Annotated in this window: 27 protein-coding genes and 1 pseudogene; 17 read left to right on the top strand and 11 right to left on the bottom strand. The window is 70.6% G+C overall.

Annotation, left to right across the window (positions count from 1 at the left end):
* The first annotated feature begins 2 nt into the window (after positions 1–2).
* From A3CE_RS0140475 to A3CE_RS0140430, 10 genes are all read left to right on the top strand, one after another.
* A complete protein-coding gene (locus A3CE_RS0140475) occupies positions 3–1,760 on the top strand; it encodes a vWA domain-containing protein (RefSeq protein WP_020645817.1) in 1,758 nt (585 codons plus the stop codon).
* A gap of 33 nt (positions 1,761–1,793) precedes the next feature.
* Entirely contained in the window at positions 1,794–2,057 is a 264-nt protein-coding gene (locus A3CE_RS0140470; RefSeq protein WP_020645816.1) for a hypothetical protein, read from the top strand.
* Positions 2,057–2,569 carry a hypothetical protein gene (locus A3CE_RS0140465; RefSeq protein ID WP_125592510.1) on the top strand — a complete coding sequence of 171 codons (513 nt, stop codon included), beginning with the start codon at positions 2,057–2,059 and terminating at the stop codon, positions 2,567–2,569. The genes A3CE_RS0140470 and A3CE_RS0140465 overlap by 1 nt, the downstream gene beginning before the upstream one ends.
* Positions 2,570–2,632: 63 nt before the next feature.
* Complete coding sequence (locus A3CE_RS0140460) at positions 2,633–3,253, top strand: hypothetical protein (protein ID WP_020645814.1); 621 nt, start codon at positions 2,633–2,635, stop codon at positions 3,251–3,253.
* Between the two features lie 35 nt (positions 3,254–3,288).
* Positions 3,289–3,486 carry a hypothetical protein gene (locus A3CE_RS58975; protein ID WP_020645813.1) on the top strand — a complete coding sequence of 66 codons (198 nt, stop codon included), beginning with the start codon at positions 3,289–3,291 and terminating at the stop codon, positions 3,484–3,486.
* A gap of 33 nt (positions 3,487–3,519) precedes the next feature.
* Positions 3,520–4,098: a hypothetical protein gene (locus A3CE_RS0140450; protein ID WP_020645812.1), complete on the top strand. Its 579-nt coding sequence runs from the start codon at positions 3,520–3,522 to the stop codon at positions 4,096–4,098.
* 27 nt (positions 4,099–4,125) lie between these two features.
* The gene (locus A3CE_RS0140445) at positions 4,126–4,470 is read left to right on the top strand and encodes a hypothetical protein (protein WP_020645811.1); all 345 of its coding nucleotides are present in this window, start codon (positions 4,126–4,128) and stop codon (positions 4,468–4,470) included.
* Positions 4,471–4,473: 3 nt separating this feature from the next.
* Positions 4,474–4,812, top strand: coding sequence for a hypothetical protein (locus A3CE_RS0140440; RefSeq protein ID WP_020645810.1), 339 nt, complete (start codon positions 4,474–4,476; stop codon positions 4,810–4,812).
* Between the two features lie 93 nt (positions 4,813–4,905).
* The gene (locus A3CE_RS0140435; protein WP_020645809.1) at positions 4,906–5,169 is read left to right on the top strand and encodes a hypothetical protein; all 264 of its coding nucleotides are present in this window, start codon (positions 4,906–4,908) and stop codon (positions 5,167–5,169) included.
* Positions 5,170–5,192: 23 nt separating this feature from the next.
* A complete protein-coding gene (locus A3CE_RS0140430; protein ID WP_020645808.1) occupies positions 5,193–5,531 on the top strand; it encodes a hypothetical protein in 339 nt (112 codons plus the stop codon).
* 93 nt (positions 5,532–5,624) lie between these two features.
* On the opposite strand, the gene A3CE_RS56930 is transcribed toward A3CE_RS0140430, so the two are convergent.
* The gene (locus A3CE_RS56930) at positions 5,625–5,891 is read right to left on the bottom strand and encodes a hypothetical protein (protein WP_125592508.1); all 267 of its coding nucleotides are present in this window, start codon (positions 5,889–5,891) and stop codon (positions 5,625–5,627) included.
* 217 nt (positions 5,892–6,108) lie between these two features.
* Here A3CE_RS56930 and A3CE_RS0140425 point away from each other — a divergent pair, with 217 nt between their 5' ends.
* Together A3CE_RS0140425 and A3CE_RS0140420 are read left to right on the top strand one after the other, a co-directional pair.
* Positions 6,109–6,423 carry a hypothetical protein gene (locus A3CE_RS0140425; RefSeq protein WP_020645807.1) on the top strand — a complete coding sequence of 105 codons (315 nt, stop codon included), beginning with the start codon at positions 6,109–6,111 and terminating at the stop codon, positions 6,421–6,423.
* A complete protein-coding gene (locus A3CE_RS0140420) occupies positions 6,408–7,097 on the top strand; it encodes a hypothetical protein (RefSeq protein ID WP_020645806.1) in 690 nt (229 codons plus the stop codon). The genes A3CE_RS0140425 and A3CE_RS0140420 overlap by 16 nt, the downstream gene beginning before the upstream one ends.
* A gap of 76 nt (positions 7,098–7,173) precedes the next feature.
* Here the strand turns inward: A3CE_RS0140420 and A3CE_RS0140415 are convergent, their stop codons facing one another.
* A complete protein-coding gene (locus A3CE_RS0140415) occupies positions 7,174–8,055 on the bottom strand; it encodes a hypothetical protein (protein ID WP_020645805.1) in 882 nt (293 codons plus the stop codon).
* Between the two features lie 316 nt (positions 8,056–8,371).
* Between A3CE_RS0140415 and A3CE_RS0140410 the strand changes: the two genes are divergently transcribed.
* Together A3CE_RS0140410 and A3CE_RS0140405 are read left to right on the top strand one after the other, a co-directional pair.
* Positions 8,372–9,256 carry a restriction system modified-DNA reader domain-containing protein gene (locus A3CE_RS0140410; protein ID WP_020645804.1) on the top strand — a complete coding sequence of 295 codons (885 nt, stop codon included), beginning with the start codon at positions 8,372–8,374 and terminating at the stop codon, positions 9,254–9,256.
* Positions 9,257–9,270: 14 nt separating this feature from the next.
* Positions 9,271–9,657 (top strand): hypothetical protein, encoded by a 387-nt coding sequence (locus tag A3CE_RS0140405; protein ID WP_020645803.1) that lies wholly within the window; start codon positions 9,271–9,273, stop codon positions 9,655–9,657.
* Here the strand turns inward: A3CE_RS0140405 and A3CE_RS0140400 are convergent.
* The 6 genes and pseudogenes from A3CE_RS0140400 to A3CE_RS60070 form a co-directional block, all read right to left on the bottom strand.
* Positions 9,626–10,597, bottom strand: coding sequence for a C40 family peptidase (locus tag A3CE_RS0140400; RefSeq protein WP_020645802.1), 972 nt, complete (start codon positions 10,595–10,597; stop codon positions 9,626–9,628). The two genes, A3CE_RS0140405 and A3CE_RS0140400, sit on opposite strands and share 32 nt — an antisense overlap.
* Positions 10,598–10,604: 7 nt before the next feature.
* Complete coding sequence (locus tag A3CE_RS0140395) at positions 10,605–11,678, bottom strand: replication-relaxation family protein (protein WP_020645801.1); 1,074 nt, start codon at positions 11,676–11,678, stop codon at positions 10,605–10,607.
* Positions 11,679–11,747: 69 nt separating this feature from the next.
* A complete protein-coding gene (locus A3CE_RS0140390) occupies positions 11,748–14,396 on the bottom strand; it encodes a DUF8128 domain-containing protein (protein WP_020645800.1) in 2,649 nt (882 codons plus the stop codon).
* 55 nt (positions 14,397–14,451) lie between these two features.
* Positions 14,452–16,404, bottom strand: coding sequence for a VirB4 family type IV secretion system protein (locus A3CE_RS0140385; RefSeq protein ID WP_020645799.1), 1,953 nt, complete (start codon positions 16,402–16,404; stop codon positions 14,452–14,454).
* Entirely contained in the window at positions 16,404–17,633 is a 1,230-nt protein-coding gene (locus A3CE_RS0140380; protein ID WP_020645798.1) for a PrgI family protein, read from the bottom strand. The genes A3CE_RS0140385 and A3CE_RS0140380 overlap by 1 nt, the downstream gene beginning before the upstream one ends.
* Positions 17,634–18,309: 676 nt before the next feature.
* A pseudogene (locus tag A3CE_RS60070) lies at positions 18,310–19,272 on the bottom strand (TrbL/VirB6 family protein); the annotation flags it as partial.
* Here A3CE_RS60070 and A3CE_RS0140365 point away from each other — a divergent pair.
* Positions 19,166–19,555: a hypothetical protein gene (locus A3CE_RS0140365; protein ID WP_020645795.1), complete on the top strand. Its 390-nt coding sequence runs from the start codon at positions 19,166–19,168 to the stop codon at positions 19,553–19,555. The pseudogene A3CE_RS60070 and the gene A3CE_RS0140365 sit on opposite strands and share 107 nt — an antisense overlap.
* A 380-nt stretch (positions 19,556–19,935) precedes the next feature.
* Here A3CE_RS0140365 and A3CE_RS0140360 read toward each other — a convergent pair whose 3' ends face one another.
* Together A3CE_RS0140360 and A3CE_RS0140355 are read right to left on the bottom strand one after the other, a co-directional pair.
* The gene (locus tag A3CE_RS0140360) at positions 19,936–20,301 is read right to left on the bottom strand and encodes a pilin (protein WP_020645794.1); all 366 of its coding nucleotides are present in this window, start codon (positions 20,299–20,301) and stop codon (positions 19,936–19,938) included.
* Between the two features lie 155 nt (positions 20,302–20,456).
* Positions 20,457–21,512: a hypothetical protein gene (locus A3CE_RS0140355; protein ID WP_020645793.1), complete on the bottom strand. Its 1,056-nt coding sequence runs from the start codon at positions 21,510–21,512 to the stop codon at positions 20,457–20,459.
* A 547-nt stretch (positions 21,513–22,059) separates the two neighbouring features.
* On the opposite strand from A3CE_RS0140355, the gene A3CE_RS0140345 reads away from it, so the two are divergent.
* Together A3CE_RS0140345 and A3CE_RS52280 are read left to right on the top strand one after the other, a co-directional pair.
* On the top strand, positions 22,060–23,136 hold the full coding sequence (locus A3CE_RS0140345) for a hypothetical protein (protein ID WP_026469328.1): 1,077 nt from the start codon (positions 22,060–22,062) through the stop codon (positions 23,134–23,136).
* Positions 23,133–24,320 (top strand): TRM11 family SAM-dependent methyltransferase, encoded by a 1,188-nt coding sequence (locus A3CE_RS52280; protein WP_020645789.1) that lies wholly within the window; start codon positions 23,133–23,135, stop codon positions 24,318–24,320. Before A3CE_RS0140345 ends, A3CE_RS52280 begins: the two co-directional genes overlap by 4 nt.
* Here A3CE_RS52280 and A3CE_RS0140335 read toward each other — a convergent pair.
* The gene (locus A3CE_RS0140335) at positions 24,236–25,924 is read right to left on the bottom strand and encodes a hypothetical protein (RefSeq protein ID WP_020638770.1); all 1,689 of its coding nucleotides are present in this window, start codon (positions 25,922–25,924) and stop codon (positions 24,236–24,238) included. The genes A3CE_RS52280 and A3CE_RS0140335 overlap by 85 nt on opposite strands.

The following is a 25,924-nucleotide window of genomic DNA, read 5'->3' as shown; positions in this document are numbered from 1 at the left end:
CGATGACCGCGCACATGATCGCCGACCCCGCCGCCACCGCCTCGGCCGTGTTCCCCGCCGCCCCCGGATGGGACGCGCTGTCGGCCGCGCTGACCGCCGAAGTCCCGGCGATCGCCGACCGCGACGACCTGCTGGTCACCATCGCGCCCGGTGCCGGACAGGGTGCCCCGGCGTGTTTCCTGCCCGCCACCGCCATGATCGAAGTCGACGGTACGCACCTGCACCCGGTCGACCCCGCCACCGCCAAACCGCACCGGATGAGCGACCGGAAACGCTACGCCCCCACATGGGGCGCGCTGACCCACGAGTGCGCGCACAGCAAGCACACCAAATGGCTCGCCGCCGTGCCCAACGACGCCGACCCCGGCGCGGTGGACGCCGCCCTGCTGCTGGAAGAGCCCCGGATCGAACGGGCGCAGATCCACCGCCGCCCCGACGACCGCCACTGGTTGCGCGCGTGCGTGAAAACCATCGTCACGGGCGGCATGAAACTCGACGCCCCCGCCTTCGCCCCGAAAATGACCCCGCGCGACGCCGCCCACACCGCCGCCCTGTTCCTGGGACGCACCGACGGCGGCATCCTCACCCGCACCGAAACCGCGCCCGTCGCGCGCGCCGTGGAAGACGTGCTCGGCGCGGAGAAACTCGGGAAGCTACGCGCGGTGTGGCGTCAGGCGTTCCGCACCGCCGACGACGACACCGCCGCCATGATCGAACTTGGCCGCCAGTGGTGCGAGATCATCGGACCCGACCCCGACACCACACCGCCGCACCTCGCCGACCCGTCGGCCACCCCCGACCCGTCCGGCACCCCGTCGCCGTCCCCGTTGGCGGACGCGATCGGCAAAGCACTGGGCAAGGTGGCGCGCGCGGTGGCGCGGGCGAAGCTGCCCGAGGACCCTGCCGAGATCGCCGCCCGCAAGAAGGCCGCCGTCGACGCCGCCGAGAAGAAGGCCGATGACGCCGCCCGCACCGTGTTCACGGTCGGTGGTCCCCGTGACGGGCGTACCGAAACGATCGGCACGCGCCCGCCGACCACGGGCGAACGCACCGCCGCGCGGGTGCTCGGGCGCGCGTTGACCACCGCCGGGGTGCGTGACCGGGTGGCGACGAAGACGACCTCGCCGATTCCGCCCGGACGCCTGCGGATGCGCGGTGCGCTGGCACGCGAGGCGCAACTTGCCGCCGGGGCGATGCCGACCGCCGAGCCGTTCACCCGCACCACCCGCACCACGGTCCCGACCCCGCCGCTCCGGCTGGGCATCGCGTGCGACGTGTCCGGTTCCATGGGCAGCTTTGCGAAACCGGTCGCCTCGACCGCGTGGATTCTGGCCAACGCCGCCACGCAGAGTCCGGTGCCCGCCGACACCGCCACCGTGATCTTCGGGCACCACGTCCGCCCGATCACCCGCCCCGGCAAGGCCCCCGCCGCCGTGACCGACTTCGCCACCCGCGACAACTGGGAAGCCATCGACACCGCGATCGACGCCCTCGACGGCGCGCTCGGCCTGTCCCGCCCCGGTGCCGCGCGGTTGCTGGTCATCGTGTCCGACGGGAAGTTCCGCGACACGCCCCGCCGCAACGGGCAGCAGCTTCTCGACCGGTTGCGCGCCACCGGTTGCGCCGTGTTGTGGATCGCCCCGGACGTCCCTGGGCGCAAGCCGATGACCGGGGCGACCGTGCACGTGATGACCGACCCCACCACCACCGCGCAGGCCATTGGCCGCGCCGCCACCGCCGCCCTGCGCGCCGCCCACTGACCGACCAACCAACACCCACACCAACACCGAGAGGTGATCACGTTGTACGACAACACCATCGCGACGGTCGGTGAACTGGTCGCTGCGCTCGAACAGTACGACCCGACCACTCCGGTACGCCTTGCCACGCAACCCGGCTACCCGCTGGAGAACCTCCTCGCGCGGGTTGCGTGCACCCCGGACGACGCCGAGTACGAAGGCCCCACACGCACCGACCCGCCCGTGGTGTGGCTCGGCGCGGGCCACCAGGTCGGGTACCTGCCCGCACTCGCCGCCAACGCCCTGGGGTGGTCGTGATGACCACCACCGCGCCCAGAATCGCCACCGCGCTGGCCGAGCGTGCCATGCACGCCGCACACGCCCACCGCGCCGCCGACCCCGACGGATTCCACCACCGCCACGACGACCCCGACCAGTGGAACCGGTGGGCACGCCGCGCCCGTGTCGCCCGCACCATCGCCGCCGCCCTGCAGGTCGGTGTGGACGGCGTGCTCGTCACCGATGACCCGCGCCGCACCTATCGCACCCGCACCGGACCGGTTCCTGGTGACCTGATCACCGTCACCGACCCGGTGACCGAGCGCGCGTGGCGGTTCATCCCGGACTTCACCGCCCCCGGCGACGGCTGGCTGCTCCTCGACCGTTGCCCCGGTTGTGACGCCGAGGTCCCGGTCACCCGCATCGCCACCTTGGGCGACCTTGGCGAGTACCTCGACCCCGACGGCGACAGCCCGATCGCCGACGAGGCTCGCGACGAGTCGATCCACCAACCGGGCTGTGTCCTCGGTTTACCCGCTGTGAACGGCTAGCGGCCTCGAGCCGACAACCGCCTCGGCACGTCCGCCGGAACCCGCACCGAAGGAGGTCACGTCGTGACCAGCAACGCCCACGGCACCACCACTCCGACCAACCACGCCTGTGCCGCCCTTCCGGCCGAGTCGGTGCTGGTCGCCCCCGCACCACCCCGCGCCGTGCCGCTACGCCCACCCGACGGGGCGTGGGGGCTGGTCGTGGTGGCGGTACGGACCACCGACGCCGCCGGAGCCCCGGTTCGGCTGACCGGGGACGCGCCCGCCCCCGACCCCGCTCTCACCGACACCACCGACCTGCTCGCGGGGGTGTGGCTGCCCGCACCACCGCCCTCCGCCCTGCACACCGGGGACGTCGTGGTGCGCCTGCTCGCACCCGCCGATGACGACCCCGCCGTGGCCGACGTCGAGGTCGTAGCCGCCACCCAGAGCGGGTGGACCACGGTCCGCACGTGGCAGGCGATGGGCACACGCTGGCCGCACGAGGTGGCGATGTCAGCACTCGTGCACATGCGCTACCTCGCCGACATCGCCTTCAAGGACGCCCAGTGGGCGACGCTGACCGGGCCGATCGCCGCCGCCTTGCCTCCAGGACTGCTTACTGCCGGACTCGCCGGCGAGTCCCGCGGGCGGGCCTCGCCGGCGGCGCCTTCGCGCGCCACCCGGATGCCCTCGCCGAGCTGATCGAGGCCGGACTCGTCGAAGGGGGCGAGCAGCTGGTGTGGAACGGGCACACCGCCACCGTCCGGCAGGGCGGTGTCCTGCACGACGGCGGACCGCACGAGTTCGCCGTCTCCACCGTCACCGCGCTCGCGACCAGTCTCGCGGGCTACACGGTCAACGGCTGGCACCTCTGGCGACGTGCCCGCGACGACCGCCCCCTGTCCGAACTGCGCACCGCACTCGCCGACCACTGACCCCGGCAAACCCACGACACGACGGAGACCGCCATGACCGCCTCAACCATCGAACGCGACCAGGACGCCGGAGCCACCTCGACCCGCTACCACTACACCCGCGTCGTCGAGATCGCCGGGCGCACCGTCCGCGCCCGCCTCGAGCGCGGCGTCTACCTCAACCACAGCGGTGCCGTCGCCGAGGTGCTCACCGACCAGACGGACTGGTCCACCCTCGTCGCCGACGACCTCAACAACTGGTGGCACGACACGCCACCCCCGAGCATGGACGTCAACGCCTCCGCCGTCCTCGGCCCGCTCGCCGAGCAGCTCCTACATCGCGCCGCCGAGATTCTCGCCGCACCGCCGCCCACGGTGACCTTGTCACCCCACCTCTACCGGGCGGTGAGCGCGTTGCTGGCCACCAGCAGCGGCTACAACGCCGAATGCCGCATCGACCCGAACGACATCACCTGGGCAACCAACAACGGCGGAACGCTGCACATCTTCGAGCACCCCGACGGCAGCGTCACCTTCACCAAAGCCCACCGCGACGAATGCCCTTTCGTAGCAAGCAAAGGCGGTCAGGACTGCGACGACGAATGCTACTTCGACCTTCCGAGCCGGGTATAGGAAACACCCCACCCACAGGAGATCACCATGACACCGTATGAAGTTCCCGAGACCGTCATCCGTCGCTTCACGGAGAACGGCTGCGAGGTGACCGCGATCGTCGCCGACCCCGCCGACGCACAACAAACCTTGTACGGCACCGTCACCCGCGACGGGGCACTCGTCGGCAGCTACTACTGCGCCGACCGCGTCCGCCAGTCCGACTGGCACATCGTGACCGCCCTCGGCCGTCCTCTTACCCTCGACGGCCAACCCGTGAACCCGGTCTCCGAAGGTGACGCCGTCCTCGTGCTGACCACCATTCTGACCGCCCGCGACAGCTTCGAGGTCGAACAGCGACTCCGCGACGCGATCCGCCCGCCGCAGAGGTGACCGGTGACCACCACCGCCGACTTCTACGACGGGCGCGGACCGCACGCCGTCTGGCTCGGTTCACTCCAAGGCGACGCCGACCCCGCCACGGTGCGCACCATCGCATGTGGACGGCTGCTACTGGACGCAACCGACCCGCTCACCTACGCCGACGCCGTGACCGACCTGCTCGACGTGTGGGCCGATGAGGACCACGGGCACGGCTACCACCCACGCAACGGCTGGCCGTGGTTGTGGCCCGACAGCCACGACACGGACTGGGTGTTCACGTTCGCCCACGGTCGGGTGTGGATCACGACCGGGCGCGCGTGGCTGCGTGTCCAACAGAGAGTGTCGCAGTAAGACCGACGTAACCGATCCCATTCCCTACTAGAACAACAGGAGTTCACGATGTCGGAGGCCGTCACAACAACACCGTCCATCACGAGGCAGGCCATGTCCGCCGCCGATCACTGCGCCGCCGCCGAAGACGAGTTTGCGAACGCACAGCGACTTTACGCCTCCGACCCGGACGAGTACCGGCGAGCGATGGACTCCGCGTCGATGCACCTGCGGATCGCCGAGGTCATGACCCAGGGGTCGTCACTGGTCACCGAGCTCGCGATCGCCGAGACGAACCCGGCGTGGAAGTCCATCCGGATGAACGCGTCGCACGAGGCCAAAGCATGGAACGAACTTCTGGGACGAGCCCGACGATGAACCCGTCGGACACAGGAGGCGCGATGAACGACAACAACGAAAACGCTCAGAGCAATCAGGTCCGCCTCCTGGACTTCGAGGCGACCTGTCCGGACTGCGCCGTCGCCGTCGGCGAGCCACACGAATACGACGAGTACGACGGCGGGTGTGACGTCGCGCGGTGCCTGGTGACCGGGCTGCAGCGGCTGATGTGCGACCTCGACCATGACTGCGGCCGAGACGTCTGGACCGGGTGGTGGCCCGGCTTGGTCGACTGCGAGCAACTCGGCTGGATGATCGGCCCTGGTCTTCCCGACCTCAACCGCCTTTACACCGAGGCGACCTGGGATCCCGCGCGGTGCGTCTGGGTGAAGGCCGACTGACCTCGGCCGCGCTACCGCCCGGAGGTAACCAGCATGCCCCGTGACCACGCCGACTTCTACGTCGGAACCGGACCGAACGCCCGCTGGCTGGGCTCACTGGCCGACGTCGGCGGCCCGGCCGAGCTGGCTCGTCTCGGCACGGCGGGCGACGCCGAGACGACCGCCGTACTCTCCGCCACCGATCGGAACGGCTTCGCGATGGCCGTCGCCGCACTGCTCGTGCGCCAGCGGGCCGCCGAGGTCGGGTTCGTCGCCGTACCTGGCCCGGACGGGAAGGCGGATTGGCCGTGGCTGGCCACTACCAGCAGCGGCTGGTACGCCTACGCCCTCGCCGACGGGCAGGTGCTGGTGTCCGCCCACGGCGGTCCGTGGTTCCGGCCCGACCCGCGCCGCCCCGACGGCGGTGCCGGGGTCGCCACCGGTCCGGACGCTGCGCTGCCCGTGTTCGGTGACACCACGCCGAAGACCGCGACTTTCACCTACACCGGCTTCCGGGGCCTGCCGATCCCGATCAGAGCCACCTTGCCGCCGGTGCCGCCGGCCTACCTTTGCGCACCGCGGCGAGGTCGCCCTCGCCGTGGCCGGCGCCGCGGAGTACGTGCTGGGCCGGCGTTGGCCTCTGGCCGACCTCGCCGCGTCAGCCGTCCGCGAGGTCATGCACGGCCTGCTGCGGCCCGGCCCGGCTCGTGGCCTGCACGTGCTGCCTGCCGATGCGACGTTCGCTCACGAGCGTGTGGTGACCGCGCTGCGGTTCATGCTCGACGCCGACCGCTACGCCGAGGGCAATAACCCTGACCACGCCCGTGAGCTGCTGGAGTCGGCCGCCGACGTCGCCGCGCAGGCCGTCACCGCCCACCGCACCCATCAACCGCACCCGTGGCCACCGCGCTGACCACGCCGAACGACAAGGTTCCGATCATGGGCTTCACCGGTTCGCTCATCCTCGCCCGCACTCAGGTCTCGCTGATCGACATGCTGGCCCCGCACGAGGCGGAGCTCGTCAGCCGCCGCGACGACAACTGGCAGCTCGCCGCTGTCATGGGGGAATCCCCGGACATACCCGGCTGGGCCGCCGAGCTGGTCGAGGCCACGGCCGCGCCCGTGCTGATCGCGGTCGTCGGCGACAGCGACACCGCTCTGCTGCTGGCCGACAGCCCCGACGGGCATCGGTGGGTCACGGTGCTCAACGCCCCGCCCGACAGCGCGGGCCGGGCGGCGGTCGCCGACTCCAGGGCGATGACCGCGATCGCCGAGGCTGCTGTCTCGTGGGCAGCTGAAGCCGGGCACGCCGTCGCGACCGATGCCGTCCTGACGGCGTTGTGTGAGGCCGACCGCGACAACCGCGCCGCCGACCAAGCGTTCAGCGATGCCCTGGACGCAGGCGATTTCGCGGCAACGCACGAGGTTGTGCGCAACCAGATCTCGTTCATCGAGGTCTACGTGCTGCGGGTGCTGGTCGCGCTCGGGGTTGCCGTGTCGGTCCAGGACACCGGTTCGTGGTGGGCGCATCTCGCCGACCAGGCACACGCGCCGTCCCCGTTGCCCGGAGATCTGCCGACCGGATAGCGGGCGGACGCGAATGTGGTTGTGTCCCAACGGAAGCCCGTTGGGACACAACCACATTCGCCATGTCGTCGGAGCGTTAGTTCGTCGGCGCGGGAGCCGCTTCCTGCTCTGCCGGGGCGAGCGCGAACCGCCTCGGCTTGTCCTGCGTCTTCGCCGCCACGCCGCCCTCGACCAGCTTGTCCAGCGCGTTGCTCACCGCGCCTGAGGACTTCCCGCCCAGCGCGTTCGCAATCGCGGTGGGACCGAACTGCTCGCCGGGGTGATCGCGCAGGTAGTCCTCGACCATCCCCCGCAACCCACCGGGTGCCAACCGTGCCTTCTTCTCGTCCGTCGCGTCCGCGCCATACTCCGTCGTCGTGTCGCCGTCTGTCGTCGCGCCGTCCGCGCCGTTGGCGGCGGTGGGGTCGTTCACCTCGGCGACGACAGGCTCGGCATCCACGGGGGCGGCGTCGTCGGAGTCGGCCGGGTCCTGCGCGCCATCGGCTGCGGTGTCTGCCTGCTCGACGGGGTCTTCCTCCGTGACTGCGGAGTCGTCGGCGTCGGGTGCGTCCGAGGCGACCGTTTCGGCCTGCGTGGTGTCGGTCGTGTCGGAGTCCTCCGCCGCAGCGGTGTCCACCGAGGTCGGGTCTGCCTGGGTGGTGTCGACTTCGGCGATCGCCCACAGGTCGGCGGCACGCCGCCCGCCCTCGGCGATCCCGGCGGTGCGGGTGACGCTGCCGTCGGCGGCCCATTTGACCAAGATCTTCTGCGCGGTCGACTTCCCGATCTTCGCCGCTGCGGACAGGTCGGCGGCGGTGCTGTTCGGGGCGGCGTGCAACGCCTCCCACAGCTTGTCTTCGGTGTCCGTGCGGACCTTCGCGGCGACGGTCTGCTCGGGAACCGGCCGCAACGTCGGAGCGGATCCGGTCGCGCTGGCGGTGGTGGTGCGGGTTTTGCGGGTGCGGGTCTTGCTGGACATGACATCCCTCGATTCGCGTTCATGATCGGTGTCGGGTGGTCATGCCCCGGCCGGAGCGGGTGTGGCCCCCGGTGCGCTGCCGGTGTGTTCGGGCTACACGACTATGGACGCTTCCTTCGGCCCATGAAGTCAAGCGGGTTCGGCAAACAAGACGTCTGTCTCGTGTAGACGGTGGCGCGGACCTGGGAATCGTTGCGCCACACGGGTCCACTTCGCGCCCATGGCGCACATGTCCGTTGACAACCACGCGGTCACGAAGCGTCCATACACGTCGGCCACCCGGCCGCTACCCGGAAACCGAAGGGGCGCATAGACAATGACGACCGACCGCGACATCCACGAACCACCCGAACTGGCCGCCGACGCGGCCGTAGACGCACCGCGAACCGATCCCCAGCCCGATGACACCACCGCGACCGCCGGGGCGTCACAGCCGCATGACGAGGCGACGATGCGGGCGTGGGAGGGGTTGCCGCCGGACACGATGATCCTCGCCCCGGCGTTCGCGCCGCCGCCGATGCGATGCCCCGACGACGTGTGGGCGATGCTCGTGACGGCGGTCGACATCATCGGCGACGCCGACCCCGACCGCGCGGGCGAGGTGGCATTGTTCGCGGGCAACTGGATAGCCGAGCAGCCCCCGGCGGACAGCTTGTACGACGGCGACCTCGTCGTGCGCCTGACCCACCCGGCCGATCCCACGTACCCGCTGCCCCGTGACCACGCCACCGATGTCGAGATGCTGCTGGCATACCAGGGACGCTGGCAGCGGGTCGGCCAGTGGCACGGGCTCGACGACGGCTGGCCGAATCTCGTCGCGCCCACCGCCGCCGCCGTGATGGGGCTGCACGGCGACGCCACCGAGGCCGCCATCTGGTCGGAGACCCCGCCGCCGTCGACCTCGCCGTCGCTGATCAAGTGGGCGCGCGGCGGCATCGCCGAACTGCTGGACGCCGGACTGGTCACAGCGGGCGAGGAACTGGTCTGGAACCGCCGCAACCTCGGAGTCCGGCACACCGCGCGCATCCGGGTCGACGGCACCCTCATCCTCGCCGACGGCCGTGTCTTCGCCAACCCGTGTGGTGCCACCACCGCGCTGGGTGGCAACCACCAGAACGGCTGGAACGCATTTCGGCGGGTTTCCGACGGCCGCACGTTGGGCGACCTTCGCGCGGAACTCCGCGCACGGCGCGGTAAGTAACCCGCCCCCTTCTCGTGCTGTGGGGCGCACGTGCCGGGGTCGGCCTCGGCTACACCTTGGAGGCCGCCGCCGTGCGGCTGGCCGAAGACATCGCCGAGTTGCGCGTCGACGGCGGACTCCCGGCGCACGTGTGCACCGTGATTACCGTGCTGCCGCAGCAGCGGGTATTGGAGATCCGGGTCGAGGGCTTGTCGGTCGAGGCCGACCCGGATCGCACCACCATCCGCGAGGTGACCCACACGCTCTTCGAACTGGCCAGCTACCACAACATTGTTGCACTCGACGCCACCACGCCGCCGCTGCTCGTCGACAGCGACGGCCGACCGTTCTCTGCTATGGTCGGCTCCGGTGTCGGCGACGTAGACTCCGTTACGCCACAACAGAACCGGCGGGACGCGTAGCACCTGCGTAGTCATCTCCCTTGTACCGGTAGGGTTGCACCTTCACAACCTGGCCGAAGTCCGGCGCGTCCACCATGGAACCTCCACCAATGTAGAGACCTACGTGGTGGATGTTGTTTGGTGTGCCGTAGAAAACGAGGTCACCCGGCAACAGTGGCTGCCCGGCCGGAACGTGGGGACCAGCATTGAACTGGGTCTGTGCGGTGCGCGGCAGGGTCACTCCTGCGGCGGCATAGGCCGCCTTGGTCAACCCCGAACAGTCGAAACCCGCGTGCCCGCCATCAGGCCCATTACCGCCCCAGACATACGGAAGTCCTCTCTGCCCGCAGGCGTAGTTGATCGCCGCCACCGCGACCGCGTTGGTGGCCTGGATGGCGTTGCAGTCTCCTGTGCCGACCGTCGCGGCGGCGTCGGCGTATTGCTTGGCTTGGTCGAGGACCTGTTTGACGTACCAGTCGGCGTGGTTGTAGGCGAAGATCGCTGCCCGCAGATCACCCCGCCGCACTCCGTCGTCGCAGAGCATGAAGGCGGCGGCGTAGATGGCGTCGTGTGGATTGTAACGCGAGGGTGGGCTGGCACCGCCTGGAGGGATCTGGTGGCGGGCAAGCACTCCGTCGAAGGTGGCGGACTTGAACTGCATCGGCCCCCCTGCCCCATAGCCGTTTTCGCCGCTGTGGACGCCGGGCAGGGGTGAGCGACCGTGATCACTTTCGATTTTGCCGATGGCGGCGAGGATCGACCAGTCCAGCCCTGGGCACTCTCCGGCCGCCGCGCGGTACAGCGCGAGGTAGTCGGCGGGGATGTCGGCCAGCGCGGTCGCGCTGGGCTTGCTGTTTCCACTACCGAACAGGGCTGAGATCGCGGCTGACACTCCGTTCCCGATCAACGTCGGGATGAAGATGATCACGCCGATCGCGATGGCGCCGACTTTCAGGATCATCGGGTACTCACCGCCTGCCTGTGCTCGGTCCGCGTGAGATGGGGGCTGGCGGCATCGGCGCGGGCGCCGGGGCCATCAGCGCCAGCGTCGAGTCCGGCCCGAGAGCCGACTCGCCGTCCGCGCTGCTGGTGCTGGGTGGCGCGACGTGCGGCCAGGCGTCGAGCAACCGGTGCAACTCGCGCCGGGCGCTCCCCGCGCTGCCGGTGGTGGTGTCCAGGGGTAGCCAGACCTCGTCGGCTGGGCTGGGGTGCGCGGCTTCGGGGTTGAGCAGCTCGGCCCCCGCGGTGGCCACCGGGACCGAGCGCGGATCGTCGAGTTCGCGCCAGGCGCGAGCCAGCAGCCGGCGGGCGGTGGCCTCGCGCCGCGAGGTCGGTAGCCACACCAGCAGCGGCGTGGTGATTCCGGTGGCCTCGGCGAGCGCGGCGTAGCCGACCAGTTTCCCGGCAAGCTTGGCCAGGACCTCGGTGCCGAAGTCGTACTCGAGGAAGAACTCGATCTCTCCACCGGCGCTGGCCCATCGGCCGTAGGCATCGGGCTTGATGAGGTCCCCGAAGTGCCGAGCGCAGCGGGCTTCCGACCACCACGCGCCGAGCGTGCTGTGCTCGTCGGCGTCGCTGTGGCGAGCGCGGTCGACCAGGGCGGTGAACCACTCGGCGACACCGACGGTGTGCGCGAGCCGCAGCGAATGGGCTACCCCGAAGGCGCGATCGTGGCGGTAGCCGAGTTCCTTGACGTCCAGGCCGTCCTCGGCGGCCAGCACCGCGGCCCCGGCGGGCGCGAGGACGTAGTGCATCGGCGCGGTGCCGACGGTGATGAACGGCTGGAACCGGTCCACCACGCCCCACTGGAACAATTCCCGCAGCCGCATCCGGCCCGAGCGGAACGACGGGAACGCGAGCGCGGTGATCTGGTGGGCGGTGAGTACGCGGTGCTCGTGCAGCATCCGGATGATCCACCGATCGCGCGGCGTCAGCCGCCACGCCAGCACCGCCTGGTGATCGGCGTTGTTCGCGGCGCGAGGGGTGGGCCGGGTCGCCTTGTGGCCTCGAAGAGTGCGCTGCCTGGTGGGGTTGGTGATCATGACGCGAACCTCCGGGAAGTGTTGAGCGGAAAGGACTTCCGTCCGTCTTTGCGGTGTGGCCGAGTCGGGTCAGGACTGCTGGCGGCGTGGATCGGCGCTGCGCGCCCGGACGCCGGACTGGCCTCGGCGATCGCCGCTGGTCGGCCGCGTCTGCCCCGAGGTCCCGGCGGGCCGCTGCGGAGGCCGGGTTGGTGCCTGCGAACCGGACGCGGACGCGGTGGCACCGGGAACTCGGCTGCGCAAGGCACGGCGGGCGATGCCGCGGATTTCTCGTGCGCGGCCGGGAATCGCGCGAGGAAGCGGCTGGGTGCGCATGGTGAACGGCTGCGCCTCTTCCCCGTTGAGCACGAGCCGTACGGCGGCGTGGTAGACGCCGAGGTGCGCCAGGTCGTGGTCGGACAGTCGGGGTGCGGTATGGCGGGACAGCTCGCGGGAGTCCTCTGGGGAGGCGTTGAAGAAGACCTTGCTGCGAGCGTTGGTGGACATGCCTTCCCGCAACTCGCGGGGCAGCTGGCCGAGATGCTGGTGCGCCAACGTCATCGCGACGCGGAAGCCCCGCGCCTCGGCCAACATGTCCTCGATCGGATACGGCAGATTGAGGAAGTTGTGACACTCGTCGATCACCATCGACGCGTCCCGCCGCTGGCGTTGCGGCGTGCGGGCGCGGGCGGTGGTGGCCTGCCAGGTGCGGGCGACCACCAGCGACCCGACCAGCCGGGTGGTCTCCTCGCCGAGCGAACCTTTCGGGATGCGCACCAGACAGATCCCGCCGTCGAGCACCTCACCCATGTCCACTGTGGAATGCCCGCCCGCGATGGCGTCGCGCACGAACGGCCGCAACAGGAAGGCGCGCAGCTTGTTCATCAAGGGCGAGATGACCTGACTGCGGGAGGAATCGGTGAGTTCCTCGTACCAGGACCAGAACCCGCGCAGCACCGGGTCGGTGACCCCGGCGGTGACCCGTGACCGGAACGCGGGATCGGCCAGCAACTTGGGCAGATCGGCAAGGGTGGCGACGCCCTGCTGGGTGCGCAGGGTCAGACAGGCGGCGCGCATCACGTCGTCGGTGCGCGGACCCCAGAACGCGCTGTAGACCCGCCGGAACACCGAGACGAGGTTGTCGACCGTCAGATCGGTTTCCCCGCCATCCAACGGGTTCAGGCACGGCGGCCGGGACTTCGAATCGGCGTCGAAGATCACGACACGATCGGCCACCGAGCGAGGCAGGCGGGAGAGCATGTCGGTGACGAGGTCGCCCTTGGGGTCGATCAGCACGATCCCGCGCCCGGCCTCGGCGTCGGCCAGGATCATGTTGCCCAGCAAGGTGGACTTACCGGAGCCGGTCGCGCCGATGACGTGCAGGTGATGCCGCGCGTCCGGGACACGCAACGCCACGGGGCGTTCGTGTCCGGTGTCGGTGACCCCGATCGGCTTGGCCTCGGGACCGGGCGTGGCGATGCCCGGTGGCGGCGAGATCGCGCGGGCGCCGGCACGCTGCACGCCGGGGATCGCCTCGTCGGTCGGCAAGTGCGCCAGCGCCGCCAGTTCGGCCACGGACAGCAGGTCACCCTTGCCGAGACGCCGGTCGGCCAGCACAGGGCCGGGGTCGCGGACGCGGTGGCGGGTGTAGTGGTTGTGCTCGGTGTAGGAGGCGAAGCTCGCGGCCAGCGCGTGTGCCCGGCCGCGGGCGACATCCCGCGCCTGACGAACCTCGGTCTCGGTGGCGTCGGCGGGGAGGAGGGTAGCGACGGCGTAGCGGATGACCGTCTCGTACTGCGAGCCGCGCTGTTTGCCGACGATGGCGCGGTTCTGCGCCGCGTACTCGAGCGAGGTCTGCGGATCGCTGTGCAGCGCCCCGGACTTCGCCGTGCGCCGGGCCGGTCCGGACTTCACGCCGGGAGTGACCAGGTCGAGCAGGCGGCCGACGACACGGGCGGAGCCGCCGGTGTGCACTCGCCGCGCGGAGCGCCGGGCTTTGGCGACCCGGCGGCCGGTGACCGGGCGCGCGAGGATCTGCACGCAGGCGTACTCGTCGCGGCCGAGCCCAACCGGGGCGCCGATCAGGGCGCGGAGCGGGTCGGCGTCGAAGTCGGTGCGGATCGGCAGCGCCTCAGAGCGGGCAAGACGGAGTTCGCCGCCGACGACCAGCCGCCGCTGCCCGTCACCGGGCGGTCGTAGGGGCGGGTCGGCGGTGCCGACCCGCGTGTGTGAGCCGGGCCAGGCGGCCTCGATGGCGCGCTCGACCAGGCCGGGCGGGATCACACCGGGCACCCACAGCCGGATGCCGACCCCCGCCTCGGAGAACGTGTACTCGCACGCCACATGTGGCTGCCCGGTGAACCAGCGGCGCCAGGCCGGGCGCAGCAGCCCGACGAGGTTGGACCACAAGGCCGCGCCGCCCGCGGGATCGACGGTGGGCGGGGCGAGCACGGCGACCTGGCGGGCGTCGGCGACCAGCCTCGCGTGGCAGCGCCGCGCCCACCGGCGCCGGCCAACCACGAACCCGGCGATGCCGACCGCGAGCACCGGGCCGACAAACGGCCCCCAGGTGACCGCCCAGTCCCGCAGGTGACCCAGCAGCCGCAGCAGCGCACCGCCGGGGTCGCGCAGGTAGTCCCCGAGCCACCCATTCGTCAGGCCGGTCCGCGCGATTTCGTGAGCAGCCAGCGCATGGGACAGCTCGGGGTGGTTGAGGGCAGCCGGTATCCAGGAAAGCATTACGGGTCCTTCCAAGAATGTAGGAAATGCTCAAGCGGGAAAGGGACCGCCGGTGTCAGGCTGCGTCGAGTTCGATGTCGTCATCAGCACCGAACGAACCGAACTCATCGCCCTGGGCCGCATACGCTTGCTCGCTGGCAAAGCCCAAATCCACGAAGGACTGCTCCTCGGCGTCGGACTCGCCGGGGTCGACGTCCGCGGCGTACCCGGCGAGTTCGGCCGGATTACTCGTGACGAGGTAGTGCTCCGTGGGCGAGGCAATACTTTGGAACGCGACGCGCTGGGTGCCCGCCGACAGCAATCCCTGACCTCGGTCCGCCGACAGCAGGAATTGCCGTTCCCCGGCCGACAGGTCGAAGGTCTGGGTGATCTCGTCGATGGCCTGCGACGCCTGCCGCAGCAACACTTGGGTCGCTGCGTTGGCCACCACGGCTTTGCCGAGATCGTTACCGAGCACATCGGCGGTGTCCTGGGTCGCGACCGTCAAGCCCGCCCAGTGTTTCCGGGAGGCTTTGGCCATGCGGAACAGGAACTCCGCGCCCGACTTCTCTTTCATCAGCAGCCACGCCTCGTCCACGACCACCAGGCGCGGGCGGCGAATCGCGGGATTGGACACCCGCCGCCACACCGCATCCAGGGTGAGCAGCGTGCCGATGGCTTTCAGCTCGTCGGGAACGTCCCGCAGGCTGAACACCACCAAGTGACCTTCGGGATTGGTGGTCGTCGGGCCGTCGAACAGCTGCTTGAACGCGCCCTCGACGAACGGGTGCAACCGTGCGGCGAGCTCGACGGCGGCCCGGTCGCCGGCCTGGCCCGCGGTGGCCAGCTGGTCGCGCAAGGTCCGCAAGGTCGGTGAGGGCCGGCTCCACGTGCGGGCGTCGGCGGTGATCCCCACCGACTGGTACGTCGCGGCGATACCCCGGTCCAGCGCGGCCCGCTCGGCGGCTTCCAACTCACTGCCGACGAGCACCGCGATGACGGTGTGCAGGAACAACGACCGCCGCACGAGGGCGTCTTTCGGTGCGGTCCGGCGGCCGTCGGCGCGGGTGTGGATGGGCAAGTCGAACGGGTTGAGCCGGACGCCCGTGGCACCGAGATGGACGTAGGTGCCGCCCACGGCGGCGGCCAGGCGTGCGTACTCGTCCTCCGGGTCGACGACCGCGATCTCGATTCCCCGGTACAGGCTGCGCAAGAGTTCGAGCTTGACCAGGTAGGACTTGCCCGCGCCGCTACGCCCGAGAATCACGCTGTTGTGGTTGTGCATCCCCTCGCCGAACCGGTCCCAGTGCACCAGCCCCTGCGATCCGACGTTGTAGCCGTAGAGCACACCAGACGGCGCGGCCACCGAGGTCGGGTCCGCCGCGGGCAGGTCCGGCGAGGTGAACGGGAACGCCGCCGAGAGCGCACTCGTGTCGAAGGTGCGGCGCATCCCGATCAGATCGAGGCCCATCGGCAGGGTCGACACCCAGCCCTGCAGTGACCGGTAGGTGGTGTGCTTGGCATCCAGCAGCAGGCTCGCCGCCAGCGAGCGCAACGCCGCCACCTCGTCGGCCAGCGCCCGCTCGGACGGGGCGTGGATGGTGAGGTACAGCCCGACGCGGAACAGCTTGCCTTCGCCGCGCGCCACGCGGGAGGACAGGTCATAGGCGTCTTCAGTGGCGGCTTCGACCTGCGGGTCATACAGGCGGCCGTGCTCGGCGGTGTGCCGCCGACCGCTCTCGAGTTTGGCGAGCTGCTTCTTCAACCTGGCGGCGGCGGTGGCCGGGTCGATCGGCTCGACATGCAGCGCGACGTCCAACCTGCCGGGGTAGGTCAACAAGGGCGCGAGCCAGCCGGGGTGCACCTCACGCGGGAACCCCGTCACAGCGAAGCTGGACACCCACTCGTTGCCGACCTCGAGATGCCGGGCGCCGACAGACAGGGCGTCCGGCGTGAACGCGGCTGCCCGGTGGTGCGCGGCGGGCCGAGTGCTGGGACGGCGCTGGCCGCGCCGCGTTCGGGTGGTCATCACAACCGCCCCCTCTCCGGGTAGTCGTCGTCTTCGTCCTCGTAGTCCCAGTCGTCGACCTCGCCGTCGTCCGGGCCGTACTCGCCTTGGTCGACCGCGGCACGGCCGTCGCCCTGCCAGAACGCGCGGTCCTCGGCGAGGTCGCCGTCGTCCAGGTCGGTGCCGCCGACGGTGGTGATGACCTCGTCGGCACCGGCCAGGGCCGCCGAGGGCGGCAGCAGGGTGTCGGGGTTGCACGCCGAGGCGAGCACGGCGGTGGCCTGCCCGGCGTCCAGCGGGGTGACCACGATCCCGGCGGGCGCGAGCAGCTCCATCGCTTCACTGAGGCGGCGCACCAGCCGTGACTCCGCCGCCCGCCGTGCCCCGGCGCTCGCCTGTGTGTTCTCGGCATTCGCGCGGCGTTTGCCGCGGGTCAGCGAGGACAACACCGCCAGCGGGCCGGGGCCGCCGAGCCCATCGGTCGGCCGGGCGGCGCCCATCGGCTCGCGCAGGATCAGCAACACCTGACGGCGCAGCAGGTCGGTCTGCTCGCCGAGCTGCACCAGGTAGTCGGCGTGCTCGATGGCGGCGGCCTCCAGCGCCGGGTGCGGCAACCCGCCCGCGCGCGCCCGCAGCTCGGCGATCTGGCCGGACAGGTCGAGTCGTTCGGTGCGCACCAGCACCTGCACGGGCGCGGTCAGGCTGTGCAGGTAGCGGCCGAAGGACGCGACCAGGGACTCCTGCTCGGACGGTGTCCGCAGCGCGAAGTTCACCGTCGAGGCGACCGCGACGACGGCCAGGCCATCGGTGCCCAGGTCGACCACGCCGGTGTCGGTGACCGCCTCGGCGGGCAGCCGCAACGCCGACGGCGAAATCTGCTCGGGCACCGGTGCCTTGCTCTTGGCCTTGGCCGACTTGCCCTTGCCAGCGGCCCGGCTCGCACTCGTGGCGGCGGTCTGGCTGGTCAGCCATTCCGGCGCGGGGCGAACGCCTTCGGGGGCGGCGACCCGGTGGCGCGGTCCCATGCGTTGCCGGATCGCGGCGACCAGCAGGCGGTCCATCGAGATCCCATCGCGCTGACCGAGCGCGATGACGGCCGCGCTCACCCCGATCGGGATAGCCGGCGCGAGGAACACCGGAAGCGGCACAACCGCGCGAGTGGTGGTCCACCCGGCGTAGAGCACGAGACCGGTCACCGCGAGGATCGCTAGTTGGCGGGCGGTCAACGGGCCGATCACTTTGTCGGCCATGTCGACGTCGGCGGGTATGCGAACAGGCGAAGTCACGATTTACCTCCGGGCTTGAGTGGTGGCGGCGGGTGCGCCGCGGTGGTTTCGGCAGGTCCAGCGGGAGCCGGAGCTGCTGCCCGGCGGGCGAGGCCGGTCGTGCGGGTGGCGTCGCCGGTGGTGGGGTCGACGGGCGCGGTGTGCGGCGCACGCCGTCCATCGGGAGCGGGTACTGCCCGGAGCGGGTTGCCCGGTTGCCCTTGTACGGGTCGAAGGGCAGTTCCATCTGAGTGCCGCGTGCTCGAGCCGGGGGTGCCGCCGGGGGCGGCGGGCTCGACGGGCGCGGTGTGCGGCGCAAACCGTCCAGTGGCAGCGGGTACTGCCCGGAGCGAGTCGGCCGGTTGCCCCGGTAGGGATCGAACGGCAGCTCCATCTGCTGCCCGCCCCGACGCCGACCACCCGGCTGGTTGGGCGATGCCGGAGGCGGCGTCGGCTTGACCCGCTCGGCGTCCAGCGGCAACCGGTACTGGCCGTCGCGCCCGAGGACCGGCTTGTTCTCCGGCCAGTCGTCCCCGAGCGGCAGCGCCAGCTGGCGACCCTGCCCGGCCTTCGGTTTCGGCGCGGGAGCGGGCTTGGGCTTGGCGGCCGGACGGCTGCGGCGAACACCGGCCAGCGGCAGCACGTACTGGCCGTCAGCGTTGGTGCGGGCGTGGGCGTAGGGGTCCGTCGGTCCGCGACCGCCGCCGCCCCCGTTGCCTCCGCGACCACCACCACCGCCGCCGGACGGGCGAGGCTTGCGGCCACCACCGCCTCGACCACCGAGCAGGCCGAAGGTCTTGTAGGCGATGAAGCCGCGCACGATCGAGCCGAGGATCGAACGACCGCCGCCGCCCTTGACCGAGGACAGCACCCAGAACGGGATCTTGAACAAGATGTACATCAGCGCGAGCGCGACGAGCAGGTTGACCAACCCGCTGACGGTCGGGCCGAACAAGGTGAACCCGCCGGGCGCGAGGAACACCTTCATCGCGGTGATCAATGTCAGTGACTGCCCGACCTGGATGGCCAGGCAGCCGCCGCCCGCTTTCCACCACCAGAAGGCAATGCCTTCGGTCTGTGGAGTGGCGTGGCACATGAGTGCGATCGGTGCCCCGGCGATCAAGATCACCGTCAGCGCGACCCGGACGACGTAGCTCACAAGCAGGATGACCAACACCACGGCTAGCGCCAGCGCGAGCCAGATGGCGAGCTCGTTTCCGGTCGCCATGTTGATGGGGTTCAGGATGATGGTCTTCAGCGTCTCGCCGGCCGAGCTGGCGTCCACGCCGTCGCCCATCACCGCCTGGGCCAGCCCGTTGGCGAGCTCGATGGCCTTGGTCGCCACCCACAGCGACAGGGCTCCGGCAAGAAACCCGACCACGATCCTGGGCGCGATCTCCTTGATGGAGTGCCGGGTCTGCAGGGTCTGGTAGCCCATCAGCAGGATCCCGGCGATGAGGATCAACATCCCGTAGCAGGCGAGCAGGATCTGCCAGGAGTTGTTCCACAGCTCCCCGATGCCCGGCAGCGAGTCGGGCGTCGGAGTGGTCAGCAGCGTCTTGGACAGCAAGTCCAGCAGCGGGTTCAGCGCGGCAATGACGATGCCCCGGAAGAACGCGTTGATCGCGTTGGTAATGCAGCCGCCGATGTCGGTGATCCCGCAGTCGGCCTCGCCGTCATCTCCGTTGCCGGGCTGGCCAGTGCCGGGATTGGTGGGCGGTGCCGAGGTCGGCGGCTGCGGGATGCAGCCCTCCCCCGTGCACGGGGGAGGAGCCGGAGCGGTGGACGGGTGCGTGCACTCGTACTGCAGCGAACCGGGGAAGCACGTCACCGGCGTGCTCAGCCCGGTCGGGATCGGCAGCGGGACGCCGGTGGGCGGCGGTGTGGTCGTGGGTGCGGGAACGTGACAGACCGGCAACGGCGAGTCCGGTGTGCACGGGTCGCCGGTCGGCAGCGGCAGCGGCGGTGTGGGCGCGGGCTGTGCGGCGGCCGGACCACCGGGCGTTGCGGCGGCGCTGACGGCGAGAGTGCCGCCCAGCAGGACGACCAGGCTCAGCGCCAGCATCACCAGCGCTCGGCTTCGCGTCATGCGCAGCCGCCGAACCCATCGTCCGGGCCGGGTGCGCCGGCCACTGGCGCGCCGCGTGCTCGCGGCCGGAGGCGCGAGCAGTTCCCGGTTGGCGCCGGTGGCCTCCGCGCGAGCCTGAGTGGACTCGGCGGGGCGCAGGCTGTGGACGGTCGGGGTGGCTGATGTCCGACGACGGGTGGGCCTGGTCGTGGACATGGCTCAGGCCCCCACGATGCCCTGGAGCACGGTGACGACCAGGGGTGCAAGGGCGGCCAGGCCGTAGCCGATCGCGGCGGCCTTGAAGCACTCCTTGGCCTTCTCCTGCTCGCCGGGATCGCCGCCGCCCATCACCCGGCGGACTCCGCCGATGGACAGGAAGACGGTCGCCAAACCGGCGAGCACGCCCATCACCCAGTTGCGGATGTTGGTCAGAACCTGATCAACAGATCCGGCCAGGGCGACCACGACGGTGTCCGCGTGCGCGGCCGAGGCGGGCACGAACAGCGCGACCACAAGCACGCCGATCAGCACGACGAGCTTGCGCCGGAGGGTGGCCCGGCGGCGGCCCGCTGACGCGGAATACATCGGAGGTGTGGCCGTGGTGCCGGCGGAGGGGTGCGAGGTGCAGGAGCTGGTCCGCCGGGCTCGGCGAGCCGCCCCGTGAGGCAGGGCGACGGCTCCGCGGCGAGGCCGACGGTCGCGCGAGCGGCGGTCGGGCCGGCAACAGATGGGCGAATGGGTCAGGCGCATCGCGGCACCTCCGGAGTCGTGCTCGACAGCCGCCGGGGTGTTCCGGCAAAGCGGTCGAGCGAGGCGGTGTGCGCGGGAGCGGCTGGGGTCCTCCCGCAGCCCTCGACTCCGGATTCAGGAGCCTTTTTCCAGGCGCGTGACCGAACCGTGACCAACGACTTTCCACCGATCCTGGTCACCTTGCGTGACTTTCGGGTCGGTCGTCGTGGGGTGCGGCAGGCATCGCTCGCGGCGGTGGCGATGACTGTCGCGTTCACCGCGCGGATCTCCACGTCGCGCTCGCGGCGGTCGGAGGGGTCGTCGTGCGGGGCCTGGTCGGTGAGCCAGGCGAGCAGACGTGCTTCGGCTTGGCTGCGGACCCAGTGCAGGGCCGTGACCTTGACGCCGCGGTCGGCCGCGGCGGCGGTGAGCGTGTACTCCTCGAGGCGGGTCGAGCCGATCAGTTCGGCCTCGTCGCCGGTGATCGCTCCGTCGGCGACGGCGCGGGCGAGGACGAAGTCCGGGTGCCCCCACGGCGGGGTTGGCTCACTGGAGTGAAAGTCCTCGTCCGTGGGCATCGGGCGGTCGAGCGCCTCGCGGATGAACAGGTGTCCCGCACGCAAGCCGGCACATCGCAGCCGCCACATGACCCACGGCCTGGCGAGGTCGATACTCGCCAGCTCGGACAGGAAGCCGGTCAGAATCGCGGCGTGGATGTCGCGGTGGTCGTCGGCGTACGGCGCGGACAACTCAGCAGCGATGGCGAACAGCGCGGGCAGCGCGACGCCGACGCACGCCACGGTCCAGGCGCCACCCTCGTCGCGGGAACGGGTGACCAGGTGGACCCAGATCGGGTCCACGGTGGACATCGGGAGATTGGCGTCGAGCAGCAGGTCACGCAGCTCGTCCAGGGGCACTCGCCGCCGTGGCAGGCCAGGGAAGCGCCAGCCCTCGATCGAGACCGGGCTCGGCCCCGTGACCAACCACTCGAACGCCGTGCGCGCGGAATCCAGCGGCAGCGAGTCACGCTCGAAAGGCGTGCGACGGAATATGTGATTCGAGGCCATGTCGGCTCCTTTACGTGGTCCGGGAAACAGCGACCAGGCAAGTAAGCAGAATCAGGTCCACCAAAACGCCACGAAACCGCCACCAAATGGCCTCCAAAACGCCACCGATGATCTTGATCGACCACTTTCGGTCGCTACCAAGATCATCCACGTGCGCCATGCAGACTCACGCAGAAGGCCTAGCAAGATCATCTAATGATCACCGGTAATAGCCTTTGAGCTGTGGTGACCGTGTTTTGGTGGCGTTTTGGTGGCGATCCGGTAATAGGCCACAGGGCAAGGAGTGGGCCATGGCGCAAGGCTCAACCGTCCTCATGCCTCAACGTCAACGAAGAAGACGGTTCTTCCTAACGCTCGACTCAAACACAGGGCTCAGCGCACGCATGCACGCGAGCCTTATGTGCATTCTTTGCTTCCGAATGACAGCGAAGTTTGATGGTAAAGATTAGATAACAGTCCTGGAAAAGTGGGTCGTTTTTCGGAGTCGGGGGGTGTCACAGAGCGCCACGTATCGCGGCGCGCACCCCAGAGGTTCTGCGAGGATTCCATGACCCAGTCCGACCACTCCACGAGCCGCGGACCGAAGCGGCGCGGTGACACCACCCGCCCGGCGAGCACCCGCTCCGGCACCCGCCGAGGCGGGGATCGCCGCCCCTATCCGACCGCGTCGACCACCACCAGGGTCAGTCCCGCCAAGCCCGGTTCCGCGAGCACCCGCTCCCGGTCCCGCGGGTCCACATCGACGCCCACCCCGGCGACGGTCTGGACGGCCGGCCCGGCTCCGATCGACCTCGACACGGCCTGGCCGGAACCGATCGTCAGCAAGATCGTCAGCTCGTTCAGCGAGCCCGGCGGGCGGGTCGCCCTGCTGCCCTGGCCGACCTCCGGCAGCCGTGCGCCGCTCGCATCGGTAGGCGCGGACGGGGTGATCGACCACGCCCCGGCCACCGAACCGGACCACGCACTGGCCGACGCGCTCGCCACCGTCGAGGAGCTCAACCGGACCGGCCGCGTGGTGCGCGTCGCGGCGGACCCGACCGCAACCGGTCCGGGTGCGCGACCATTCTGGGCCGACCTTGTCGGCGACGCCGATCGCTCCGCCGTGACCGCCTTCCCATCGGCGCGGACGGACCTCGGCGACGAGGTCTTCGACGGCGCCGAGGACGCGCCGGCCGACACCGACCTGATCATCACGAGCCTGCGCCCCGAGCACGGCGGCGACCAATCCAGCGACCTCGTGGCATTGATCGCGGCACGACTGCTGCGGGTCCGCGGCATCCTCGTCGTTCTCACCCACTGTGACTGGCCCGCCGGTGAGCTGATCGACCCGACCGGCGCGGTCGTGGCCTCGACGCAGAACGCCGACCTGCTCTACCTCCAGCACATCATCGCCCTGCACGCGCCGGTGCGCGGCGGCCGGTTCGACGCCGAATCCCTCACCGCACTCGACAGTGCGGCGGCCGAGACCGAGGCGCGAGCTCGACACCGCGCGGTCGTGCGCGGGCTGCCCCAACCGCATCGGCGCATCCACTCCGACGTCCTCATCTTCGCCCAGCCGCACGACTACGAGCCGCCTCGCCTGAGTCCGGCCGACGCGGCGCTCAAGAGCGGAATCATCCGATGAACAGCGCCCAGGTGCCCAACCCCGCCCAACCCGGAGACCACCGCCAGGAAGGCACGACTGTGGCCGACGACCGCTTCCCGCGCGCTCTGTCCGACACCGACACCCACCCGGTCCCGGCCGGTGCGGAGAGCCCGGTGGACGGGCCGACCCAGCGCGTCCCGCGCGCACTCATCGACGACCTCGACGGCACCACGGGCACGCCGCCCGAGCGGGTCGCCGACGACTCCGTGGGAGACGTTGCGGTGTCGGTGTGGACGACCGCGCAGACCTCCCCGGCCGCCCAGCGCAAGGGCCGCTACACGCCCGGGTCGACCGCGCACCCGGCGAAGATGCTCCCGGCCGTGGCCGCGCACACGATCGCCCACTACACCGAGCCGGGCGACCTGGTGCTCGACCCGATGTGCGGGATCGGCACCACCCTCGTCGAAGCTCTGCACGCTGGCCGGCGCGCGGTCGGCATCGAGTACGAGCCGCACTGGGTCGACGTCGCCCGCGCCAACCTCGCGCTCGCCCACGACGCCGGAGTGGAGCACGAGGGGCGGGTGTTCCACGGTGACGCCCGCCAGATCGCGTCACTGCTGCCACCGGAGTACGTCGGGCAGGCCGCACTCGTGGTCACCTCGCCGCCGTACGGGCCGTCCACGCACGGCCAGGTGTCGGTCGCGCCGGGCGCGGGGGTGCAGAAGTACCACCACCTCTACGGCAACACCCTCGACCGCGGGAACCTCGCCAACATCGGCCACCACCGGCTGCTCGCCGGGTTCACCCGCATCCTCGCCGGACTCACCACCTACCTGCGGCCGGGCGGGCACATCGCCATCACCATCCGGCCCTGGCGCGAGCACGCCGAGCTGATCGACCTGCCCTCGCAGATCCTGGCCTGCGGCCTGCACGCCGGCCTGATCCCGGTCGAGCGCTGCGTCGCGCTGCTGGCGCGAGCGGCCGAGCACGACTTGGTCGCGCGCGGCAGCTTCTTTCAGCGCGACTTCATCCGCAAACAGCGCGAAGCCGGGCTGCCGCTGCACCTCATCAGCCACGAGGATGTGCTGATTTTCCGCACGGCCCTAACCCGCTCAAGTTCAGAAAAACCGAAGCAGGTTCAGACCGAACCCGAGCACGCACCTGGGTCATTGTCAGGGTTGGATGCTCGGGTTCGCAAGGGATCCGAGGGCGCGGCAGCATGATCGTCCTCGAGCAGTCGCAGGGCGTTCACGGCGTAGCGCACCGCGGCGGTGTGGGAGATCCCGAAAACGGTCGCCAGGCGAAGTGGGTCGCCGCCGCTGGTGAGTGCTTCCTCGAGTTGCCGGTCGATGCGCAGCCGTTCCAGGGTTGCGCGCAGGCCGCGAAGGTCGAGGATCCAGGTGGCGCTGACCGGACCGTGGTGCAAGGCGGTTTCCTTGCTGACCAACAGATGCGGGTTGGCGGTGTGCGGCCAACGGCCGCGCCGGTGATCGAGCCAGTCGAGCAGAACGCGGTGGGTCAGCTCGTCGAGTGGCCGGGTGGTTCCGGCGATGGTGAGTCGCCGGTCGCCGAGGCGGATGTCGTCGAGTTTCAGTGCGCGCATCTGGCCCGGCCGAGCGGCGTGCACGGCGGCAAGGACAACGCACAGCCGTGCTTGTGGTGTCGTGGCCGCCGCGACCGCGTCGGCCAGGTCGGCGTCGGTCAAGGGCTGCCAGATCCGGTGCGCGCGTTTTCCGAGTCGGATTTGGGTGGCGGGATTGCGGAAGATCACCCCGTTTCGCCGCGCCCAGGTGAACACGGAACGGAGTGCGGTCACGGTGCTGTCCCGGGCACTGCCCTGCAGCGGATCAAGGTAGGCGAGCACGTCGTCGTGGGTCACTTCACGCAGGTGGTCGTAGCGGGTGGTCCAGTCTCGCAAGGCGGGCATCACACTGCGCAGGTAGGCGCACACGGTGTCCGGGTGTCGGGCACGGCTGCGCGGGCCGCCGTCGCGCAGGACGCGCACCCAGTCGCGGACCGGCGCGTCGATCCCCGGGGCGAGGCCCTCGAGTTTCGCCTCCAGCCACAGCTCGAAGGTGGGCGTGCGATCCTCGATCAGGATGCCCATGCGGTCGAGGATGTCTGTCGCGTTGTTGACGTTTACGCAGAAGCGCAACGCGATCGCCCGCACCTCGGATGCCTTGACGAGATCACCGTCGTCGTAGTCGGCGAGCAGACGCACCAGCGTGCGCTGCATCGCCCGGCGCGCGATCGGCGACCAGCCGCGCGCCTCGGCGGTGGCATGCGCGAGGTAGAGCGCCCAGGCCAGCCATGGATTATCTGGTGCGGGTGCCGAGCGCAGGTCGAACCGCACGGCCGCAAAGCTGCGCGGAAGGTCCTCGGCGGACACCAGCGCCAGTTGCGTTCCGGTGCTGACCGGACGCACCTGCGGAGTCGGCGGAGTCTTGTGGGGTCGGCCCTTCTCGCCGTAACGGCGGGGCGTGGTGCGCGGGCGGCCGCGGCGTTTGGTCATCCCGGCGAAGAACAGTTGCTGGCAGCGCACGCGTGGGAGGTAGGGGGCGAGTACGACGCGGGAGCGCGCGTCTTCGGCGGCGACGGCGCGATCTTCCCGAGCCTGGAACCAGCACAGCCGGCAATACCCCTGCTTCAGCGGTATCCGGCGGCCGCACGCGCCGCAGTCACCGACGTGGTGCCCGAAGTGCGGCGCGGAGAAGTTGTAGCAGGCCAGGCACACGCCCTGGGCGTGCGTTTCGCCCCACGCGAAGCACTCCGCGCAGCTGGTCACCGCACGAGGGATCTTCCGGCCGCAGCCGTCGCGGGCGACCAC

Source organism: Amycolatopsis balhimycina FH 1894 (assembly GCF_000384295.1).
GTDB classification, from domain to species: Bacteria; Actinomycetota; Actinomycetes; order Mycobacteriales; family Pseudonocardiaceae; genus Amycolatopsis; species Amycolatopsis balhimycina.
The sequence above is the reverse complement of the archived record's forward strand: the minus strand, read 5'-3'. Positions and strand labels throughout refer to the sequence as shown.